Source organism: Actinomadura sp. KC216 (assembly GCF_004348535.1).
Taxonomy (GTDB): Bacteria; Actinomycetota; Actinomycetes; order Streptosporangiales; family Streptosporangiaceae; genus Spirillospora.
The window spans coordinates 1-9,029 of the sequence record NZ_SMJX01000324.1 but is presented as its reverse complement, the minus strand read 5'-3'; the positions used below and the strand labels follow the sequence as shown (position 1 = coordinate 9,029).

Here is a 9,029-nt window from a genome sequence, read left to right as displayed (position 1 = left end):
CATGAGATGTCAATCTCGACCTTGCAGGACGCGACGACGGACCGGGGGAGCGGCGGCGCACACGTACTTGGGGAGCTGTGCGGCGCGGGTGGCCGGCCGTCGCGTCCTGCAAGGTCGAGATTGACATCTCATGAACGCGTGCGGACCATCACATTTGGCCATAAATCAGCGCTATGCGGGCTGAACTGCGCCGTTTCCGCCGACGCGCCCGAATTGTCCGAGGCGGGCGGCCTCGCGCGGAGCCGGCGCGGATCCGGACCGGTGGATGTCAGGTGGCCGCGAGGTGGTCGGGTTCGCAGCTGAGAACCTCGTGCAGGACGGGCGGGATCTCGTCCCAGAGCCACTCGTTGAGCGTGCCGGGGAAGTCCGCCGGCGGCCGGATCGCCAGGCGGCTGGGCGCCGCCTCCGTCAGGCGTATCGAGAGGGGCCCGTCGTCCCACATCGGGTCGCGGTGTCCCCAGTAGGCCGCGAAGTCGGCGCTCGTGAGCATCAGCTCGGCGGGCAGGATGTGCTCGCCCGGGTGCCTGCCCAGGGGCAGCAGCCGCTGCGCGGTCGTGCGGAGGACGTTGAGCGCGGCGAGGTCGTGCGGGCAGGCGACGCCGGTGATCTCCAGTTCGGGCAGCCCGAACCGGTGCAGCCCGCGGGTGGCGAGGTCGACGCAGGCGCAGCCGTCGATGTCGTCCTCCTCGGCCGTGCAGCCGCCGGAGTTCCGGTACGGCGGCAGCGAGGCGCCGAGCCAGTGGTCGGCGAGGACGAACTCGTCGAAGCGTCCGAACGTCGCGACGGGCAGGACCTCGTTGGACGCGACGTCCACGGGGACGCCGCACAGCGACTCGGCGACGGCCAGGGCGGCGGCGCGCGCGAGGTGCGGCCCCGACGGGAGGTCGCTGACCGGCAGGACGGACGTGACGCCGATGTGGCGCCTGGCCTGCCGGACCCGCTCGGCGTCGTCCTCGTCGGCTCCTCGCACGCCGGAGAGATCCCAGGGAGAGTCCGCGGCGCGGTGGCAGCTCACCGTCAGCCGCGGACTGCCGAGGCGGTCCGACACCGCCGCGGCGAACGCCCCGGGGAGCCGCTGCCGGATCGCCGCCGGGAGGTCGCCGGGATCCCTGTCGGCGGCGATGACGAAGCCGGCGGTCGTCTCGTCGGTAACGGTGATCGTGACGTGCATGGCGCTCTCCTCGGGGCTCGGACCGGCTGGTGCAGCCCAGCTTCGAGGAGGTTCACGAGCGGCGGAACGGAAATCGCGACCTGTGGATAACTCTCGGAAGAGAGTCGGATATGTCGGATAGAGGCGGTCAGAATGCGCAGGGAAGCGACTTGATCCCGTTGACAAAACTGCTCCGCTGCCTGAGCGGCGCCTCCGTGGCGTGAAGGTTCGGGAGACGCGCGTACAGCTCGCGTAGCAGCACCGTGACCTCGCGGCGGGCGAGGTGTGCGCCGAGGCAGAAATGCGGTCCGGGGGACCCGAACCCCACGTGCGGGTTGGGGGAGCGCGTGATGTCGAACAGGTGGGGATCCTTGAACACGTTCTCGTCCCGGTTGGCCGAGTTGTAGTACAGGACCACGCGGTCACCGGAACGGTAGACGTGCCCCTGCAGTTCGTAATCCTGGGACAGGGTGCGGCGCATCCACGTCACAGGCGAGGCGTAGCGGACGATCTCCTCGATGGCGCTGGGCAGGCGTCCGTCCAAGTCCGCGACGAGGACGTCCCTCTGGGCGGCGTGCTCGGTCAGCAGGACGACGGCGTGCGACAGCGCGTTGCGCGTCGTCTCGTTGCCGGCGATGACGAGCAGCGAGAAGAAGCGCCCGAGGTCGCGGTCGCTGAGCGCCTCACCGTCCACGTTCGCGCTCGTCAGCGCGGTGACCAGGTCGTCGGTGGGGTTCTCGCGGCGCAGGCGGCCGAGGTCCGCCATGAGCTCGTGCAGGTAGGAGAACTTCTCCGCGAGGACGGTCAGGCGGTCCCGGCCGTCCTCGCTGACGTGGTCCGGGTCGAGGACGGCCAGGATGACGTTCGTGGCGTCGATGACGTCGCCGTACGCCGAGTCCGGGATGCCCATCATCGAGCAGATGATCTGCAGGGGCATCGGCATGGCGACACGCTCCACGAAGTCGCACGGACCACGCTCGGCCAGGTCGTCCACGATGCGGCGCGCGAAGGCCGCGACGTCTCCGGTGACCCGTTCGACCAGCCGCGGTGTGAAGGAGCGGGAGACGATCCGCCGGAGCCTGGCGTGCCTCGGATCGTCCATGCTGATCATGGAGCCCATGTACTCGTCGAGCCCCGGCGGCGGATCGACCAGGGAGACGGCGGTGGGGGCGGAGCTGAACACCTGCGGCTTGCGGCTGGCCTCGGCCACCTGCTCGTACCGGGTGAGCGCGTAGAACCCGGGCTCGTCTGGCAGGGGACAGTACACCGGCCTGTCCTCCCCCCGGAGCTCGGTGAAGAACTCGTCCCGCTCGGCTTGGGGTTTCGCCCAGAAATCCAGGCTCGACAGCTTCTGCTCGACAAGGGAGGGCATTTGTGGGAGCCGCCTTCCGTTGGGGAGTCGCGGCTCTCAGGCTAACCCCGCACGCCGCGGCACGCCGTCCAGAGCGGACGGGCACACGAACCCGCCCGCCCTGTAAGAGACGACCCTGAACGGCTCCAAAACTGAAGCCGGTGTGGAACGGACCTGTCAGCGGTGGGCCGCAGTCAGCGGGCTCCTAGCGGGCCGACGGGTCCACGTAGTGACGCTCTCCCGGCCCCACGTATACCTGGCGCGGGCGGCCGATCTTGGTGGACGGGTCGTTCATCATCTCGCGCCACTGGGCGATCCAGCCGGGCAGCCGTCCGAGCGCGAACAGGACCGTGAACGCGTTGGTCGGGAAACCCATCGCCTTGTAGATGACGCCGGTGTAGAAGTCCACGTTCGGGTAGAGCTTGCGCTCGACGAAGTAGTCGTCGCTCAGCGCGACCTCCTCCAGCCGCATGGCGAGATCCAGCAGCGGGTCGGATTTGCCGAGGGCGTCCAGGACCCGGCCCGTGGCCTTCTTCACGACCGCGGCGCGCGGGTCGTAGTTGCGGTAGACGCGGTGCCCGAAGCCCATCAGCTTGACGCCGGGCTCCTTGCGCTTGACGCGCTCCACGAACGAGTCGATGTCGTCGCCGCTCTCGTGGATGCGCTCCAGCATCTCCAGCACGGCCTGATTGGCGCCGCCGTGCAGCGGGCCGAACAGCGCGTCCACGCCCGCGGACACCGACGAGAAAAGGTTCGCCTGGCTGGACCCGACCAGCCGCACGGTGGACGTCGAGCAGTTCTGCTCATGGTCGGCATGCAGGACGAACAGCATGTCCAGGACGCGCACGATCTCGGGGTCGATCTCGTACGGCTGCGTCGGGAGCCCGAACGTCATGCGCAGGAAGTTCTCGATGTACCCGAGGGAGTTGTCGGGGTACAGAAGCGGCTGGCCGTTGGATGTCTTGTACGCGTAGGCCGCGATGGTGGGGAGCTTGGCGATGAGCCGGATGCTGGACTGGTCGACCTGCTCGGGATCGAACGGATCCAAGCTGTCCTGGTAGAACGTCGACAGCGCGCTCACCGCCGACGACAGCACCGCCATGGGATGCGCCCTGCGCGGGAACGCGGAGAAGAACGCGCGGAACTTCTCGTCCAGCAGGGTGTGGATGCGGACCTGGTCGGTGAACTGGCTCAGCTGGTCGGGCGTGGGCAGCTCGCCGTAGATGAGCAGGTAGGCGACCTCAAGGAAGGACGACTTCTCCGCAAGCTCCTCGATGGGGTAGCCCCGGTAGCGCAGGATGCCCGCCTCACCGTCGATGTAGGTGATCGCCGACGTGGTGGACGCGGTGTTGGTGAAGCCGGGGTCGAGCGTGACGTGACCGGTCTCTTTGAGGAGGCTGTCGACGACCAGTCCCGAGGGGCCCTCTGTCGACTCGGTCACCTCCAGAGGCATCCGGCCGCCCGCGTGACCCAGCTCGAAATCCGACATGCGCCCTCACTCCCAACTGCGTCCACACCTGCTTAGACGTTCCGTTCATCATCGTATCCGCGTGATCACCGGCGCTTTTCAGTGGCCGCCTCGTTGACTCGGGCACGCGCGGGTGCTCCGGTGGAGGCATGACCCGTCACAGCGCCACCGGGCTCGCCGCCCGCGCCCGCCGGGAGATCGCGGACGCGACGAGCCAGAACCGCTTCGTCGACTTGCTGGAATCGGGCGGGATGCCCAGGGAACGCCTGGTCTGGCTGGCCGCAGAGGAGCACCGGATCGTCAGCAGCGACCGGCGCAGTTTCGCTCTGCTGGCGGCACGCTTCCCCGAAGCGCCGTCCGGCGAGCTGTTCCTCGGCCTCGCGCAGGGCGAGGGACAGGCGCTGACCCTCCTCAGCGACTTCGCAGCCGCGCTCGGCGAGAGTGACGAGAATCTCAGAAACTACGAGCCGAAGCCGTTCGCGCAGGTCTATCCGGCCTACCTCGCGCAAAGGGCCGCCTTCGGAACCGCCAGCGAGGTCGCCCTCGCCATGCTGGCCAACCTGGAGGAGTGGGGCGCCTACTGCTCCCGTATCGCGGAAGCCCTCTGCACCCGGTACGGCTTCCGTAAGGCGGACGTCGGTTTCTTCACCTTCTTCGCGGAATCGCCGCCCGGCTTCGAGGAACAGGCCCTGGACGTCATCGCGTCCGGACTCGCCTCGGGAGACGACCCGGAGGAGGCCGTTCGCGCCGCACGTCTCCTGCACGCGTACGAGACCGCCTTCTGGGACGCGCTCGCGGAAGGCCTGTCCTGAGCCGCTACATGTGCGGTTCGCGAAGAGTTGGAAGCTCGGATGTGATCTCGACGAGCGTCCGCTCCTGCGCTCCGATCAACTGCTCGACGTCGGCGGGCGGCCATTCCTCGCCGTAGTGGGCGTCCAGCAGCGTGGACAGTGCAACGAGGACCTGCTCCGGTGAAGGACGCTCCCCAGGGTCCTTGAGCAGGCAGCGTGTCACCAGCCCGCGCATGGGATCGGGCAACCGGGTGAGGTCAGGTTCACCATGGACGATCCGTGCGCGCACCTTGTGACCCGTCCCGAACGGCGCCGCACCCGTGGCCGCGTACACGAGCGTCGAGCCGAGAGAGAACACATCGCTCTGTGGCGCGACGGGATCGCCTAGGGCCTGCTCCGGCGACATGTACGCCGGCGTCCCCAGAATCTCCGTCTTCGACAGGGGCAGCGCGTCGAGCGGCCGCGCGATGCCGAAGTCGATGACCCTCGGCCCGTCCGAGGCCAGCAGGACGTTCGACGGCTTCAAATCCCTGTGGACGATCCCCGCCTGATGGATCGCGATCAGAGCCTCGGCCAGCCCCGCCCCCAGCCGGCAGGCCGCCTGTTCCCGGAGCGGTCCCTTCTCCTGGACGACGCTGGAGAGACTCACGCCCCGGATGTACTGCGTCGCCAGCCACGGCTGGTCCGCGTCCGGATCGGCGTCGACGACGGGCGCCGTGTAGAAACCGCTGACCGACCGCGCCGAGGTCACCTCACGGCGGAATCTCGCCCTCCACCTGGGGTCGTCCAGAAGTTCCGGCCGGATCACCTTCACCGCGACCAGCCGTCTGCTCGGCGACGCCCCGAGGAACACCTCGCCCATCCCACCGGAGCCGAGCCGCGTGACGATCCGGTACGGGCCGATCTTTTCCGGAAACTCTGACTGCATGGGTATCCGATCGTGCTGGGGCGCGCTCAATCGTCCCATGCCCCCGCCGCTCGCCCGGCCGTCACGACCAGGGAAGGGCGCTCCGTTCGGCCCAATAGGTCTCTGGTGCGACGCTCAGACCGGCCAGCGCTTCGAGGTCCTCCTCATCAAGCGACACCTCTGCAGCGGCCAGGTTGGCGCCCAACTGCGCGGTGCTGACCGCGCCGACGAGGACCGTGTCCGCCCACGGCCGGCTCAGGGCCGCGGCAATGGCCAGAGCATCCGCCTGTACGAGGTTCTTGGCCGCCACGGTCTGCATGCCCGCGGGCGGCCGTGTGGCGAGCCGCCCGTTGGCGAGTACCTCCTTGAGCAGCACATGCATGCCCGCATCGTGCGCTTCCCGTAGGGCTTCCCCTGCTGACGTCTCTAGGACGTTCCACGTCGATTGCACAGTGCTGAAGAGACGCTGCCCGGACACTTCCAGCGCCACCGCGCGACGGATCGTCTCGGCCTGCCCTGGCCCCGAGGTGGAGAAGCCTACGCGGACACCGTCCGCGGCCGCTTCCGCAACAGCCGCCTGCAGGCCCGCGTCCTGGAACAGGGGGCTCTCTTCGGTGAGCGAATGCACTTGATAAACGGACAGATACCCATCGAGGAGAGCGCGACTCTCCTCATACTGAGCCCGGTAACGGCCGAGACTGTGCTCCTTCACCTCGTGTACCGGCGCGTCGGTCTTCCACTCACCGACGTAGGTGTATCCCCACTTACTCGATACCGTCACGTCCGCAGGGCGGCGTGCGGTGAGCCACCCGCCGAGGAACTCTTCCGCCCTCCCATAGGACCGCGCAGCGTCCACCCAGCGGATGCCCCTGGCGTAGGCCGCATCGAGAACGTCCCAGGTCGCTTCGCGCATCTGCTCCACGCTCCGGCCGGGTGGCAATTCGTCCGCCCGGCCGACGTTGATGTACGCCGGCCGCCCGAGCGCCGCCAACCCGATCCCGAGCCGATGCATCGCGTTCATCCCCACAGCCTGGCACGCCGCACTCCACCCTCAAACCAAGAAATTGCGACAAATCACCCATCGGGGTTATCCACAGAATCACATTCTAGTGCTATTTGCAGGCCGTGTCGGCGAGGCTGATCGCGTTAACACCCGCCGTCGCAAGAAAGGCACGACAATGCCCGCACAGATCGTTCGTGGCCAATTCGGCGCCCACCAGTTCGCCCGCCGCCTGGGACTCGCCCGGTGGCAGATGCGCGTCGGCGTGGAGCACGGAATCCTCCCGGAACCCGATCTCGACGGGGAGCGATGGTCCGCGGACCTCGCCGAGGAGTGCCGGGCACGCGGCGATCAGGTCATCGCCAGATTCGGCGACGATCCGCCGATCGGATCAGCCCGCGCGGCCGCCAGGCTGGCCTCTCGATTGGGGCTCGACGTCGAGCGCCGGGACATCGAGGTACTGGCGGCACAGGGAGACCTCACCGTCATCAGCACCTTCCGCGGCCACCCGGTCTACCTCCTGCGCGACCTGGACCGGCTCAATCCTGACGCGGTGCGTTCGGTCGTCTCGGCCCGGAAGGGCCCGCTGACCGACACCGTCGACGCCGGCGGAGCCGCGACGATCCTCACCTGGCCGAGGAAGACGTTCGAGCGCATCGCCGCCGAGCGCGACCTCGCGACGGACCGGCTCGGACGCTACTCGCTGGCCGACGTCCGCGCCCTCGCAGCGGACGAGATCCTGGTACGCCGGGTCGCCGAGGAGAAGCGCGAAGCGGCCCTGAAACGGACGCGACGGTCCGAGACGAGGATGGAGGACGTCGTCCGCGGCTGGATGCTCCGCTGCACCGCCTACCTGGACCGAGACGCCGACCAGCCGCCGGACATCGCCTCCCTCAGCCGCGCGATCCGTGGCCTCACATCCGTCCGCGCCGAAATCACAAGGCAAGCACGAACACCGTCCTAGACATGCCTCGAAGCGCGCCCGAGCTACACACGGCCCGCCCGCCCCGGCGCCGCCCGAAGCGTGCCTGAGCCGACCTTCGTGAACCAACGCTGCGCTCGCTCGCGCGTCGGCGCGAGCCTCCCGGCGAGCACTGCGCCGGTACATCTCAGAGATGCCCTAGGCGCGAAGGGTGCCTCAGTTACGGCGAGCGTCCGCCCAACGCACCGCGACCGTCAACGCGCTCATCGCGCTCCTGTGCATCGCTGGGGATCGACGCCCGCAGGCCACTAACCGCCACGCAGATCGCCACGGGCCCTTCTGGGCTCGTCACAAGGAGTCGGGCGCCGCCACCGCCCGCGCCGAGGCCATACATCTATCGCCTCCTCAACGCCATCGCACAACCCCCAACCCACCTTGACGGACGTAAAGAATCACCAAGCGAGCCCCCACGCCTTCTAGCTCGGACCTGCCTCTCAGCAGGGTCCACTTCCAACGACCAACTGACGACCCCCCATGCCTTCTCAGAAGGTGGGCGGACGTTCCGTAGGTCAGGTTGATTTCGGCCGGATCGGCGCCTTCTAGGGCAATTGGCGCGTCTGGGAGGCGGTGGGCTGGATGGGTGGTCAGGGGCGGCGTTGGGTGGAACGGCGTTTGGAGGCGGGCTTGGGGGCTTGCTGCTGGCGGGCCAGAACCGCGAGGAGACGGTCGCGCGCCTCGGTGCGGGATATGGCCGGGATGCGCTCGGGGAGTGCGGAAGCCAGGCTTGATGGGGCGTCGACCAGACCATCGTCATCGACGATGGCCTGATCTCCCGTCCAGGCGCCGATGAGGATCGCTGTGACGCCGCCGGGGTGGCGACCGAGGAGTGCCTCGATCCGCTCCGTCTCTTCCGCGCAGTCGGCAACCAGAACGAGGCGTCGCCCCTGTTCGACGCCCGTGTTCTTGCGGATCGCGAGTTCTGTCTCCAGATAGGCCAAAGCGGCGTCGAGGTTGCCGGGAATGAAGAGGCCGGCGGTGTCGTCGTCGAGGAGTTCGTCCTCGCCGAGACCGAAGAGAACGGTGGCGTCGGGTCGTGGAACGACGACCAGAGAGCTTTCGCTTTGCTCGTCGAGGGCCGTCAGGGCCAGTGCCCGCGCGGCGGAAACCGCGCCCGGCCCCGTCAGCCCCGTGGCAGGAGCGGCGAACGGATCGGCTACAGGGTGATAGGTGAGCCGGGCAGGTGGTGCCGCCGTGGTCGTGGTCGCGGAGGACACGGGGAGGCCGGTGGCGGCGTAGATCCGGTGCCGGAACGGGTAGCAGATCGCCGCAGCCGCGGGAAGGAGAAGGCCAAGGAGCAGGACCGGCTGCAGCGCCGACGGGCGCGAGTCGACCTCCCGTGCCTGGCCACTGGTGGGCGTCGGAATCGGCGAGGAAACGGGC

At 68.6% G+C, this 9,029-nt stretch carries 8 protein-coding genes; 2 read left to right on the top strand and 6 right to left on the bottom strand.

Annotated features, from left to right (window positions below):
- Positions 1-268: 268 nt before the first annotated feature.
- The 3 genes from E1264_RS35350 to E1264_RS35340 form a co-directional block, all read right to left on the bottom strand.
- Positions 269-1,171: a hypothetical protein gene (locus E1264_RS35350; RefSeq protein ID WP_132180670.1), complete on the bottom strand. Its 903-nt coding sequence runs from the start codon at positions 1,169-1,171 to the stop codon at positions 269-271.
- 127 nt (positions 1,172-1,298) lie between these two features.
- Positions 1,299-2,522: a cytochrome P450 gene (locus E1264_RS35345; RefSeq protein WP_132180668.1), complete on the bottom strand. Its 1,224-nt coding sequence runs from the start codon at positions 2,520-2,522 to the stop codon at positions 1,299-1,301.
- 184 nt (positions 2,523-2,706) lie between these two features.
- A complete protein-coding gene (locus tag E1264_RS35340; RefSeq protein ID WP_132180666.1) occupies positions 2,707-3,990 on the bottom strand; it encodes a citrate synthase in 1,284 nt (427 codons plus the stop codon).
- Positions 3,991-4,118: 128 nt separating this feature from the next.
- On the opposite strand from E1264_RS35340, the gene E1264_RS35335 reads away from it, so the two are divergent.
- Positions 4,119-4,781 carry a transcriptional regulator gene (locus E1264_RS35335; protein WP_132180664.1) on the top strand — a complete coding sequence of 221 codons (663 nt, stop codon included), beginning with the start codon at positions 4,119-4,121 and terminating at the stop codon, positions 4,779-4,781.
- A gap of 4 nt (positions 4,782-4,785) precedes the next feature.
- Here the strand turns inward: E1264_RS35335 and E1264_RS35330 are convergent, their stop codons facing one another.
- Both E1264_RS35330 and E1264_RS35325 read right to left on the bottom strand, forming a co-directional pair.
- A complete protein-coding gene (locus tag E1264_RS35330) occupies positions 4,786-5,688 on the bottom strand; it encodes a serine/threonine-protein kinase (RefSeq protein ID WP_132180662.1) in 903 nt (300 codons plus the stop codon).
- 61 nt (positions 5,689-5,749) lie between these two features.
- Positions 5,750-6,688 carry an aldo/keto reductase gene (locus E1264_RS35325; protein WP_132180660.1) on the bottom strand — a complete coding sequence of 313 codons (939 nt, stop codon included), beginning with the start codon at positions 6,686-6,688 and terminating at the stop codon, positions 5,750-5,752.
- Positions 6,689-6,845: 157 nt separating this feature from the next.
- Between E1264_RS35325 and E1264_RS35320 the strand changes: the two genes are divergently transcribed.
- Positions 6,846-7,631, top strand: coding sequence for a hypothetical protein (locus E1264_RS35320; RefSeq protein WP_132180658.1), 786 nt, complete (start codon positions 6,846-6,848; stop codon positions 7,629-7,631).
- Between the two features lie 602 nt (positions 7,632-8,233).
- Here E1264_RS35320 and E1264_RS44005 read toward each other — a convergent pair.
- Positions 8,234-9,029: hypothetical protein (locus tag E1264_RS44005; RefSeq protein ID WP_207936646.1), on the bottom strand; the 796-nt coding region annotated here is incomplete at its 5' end.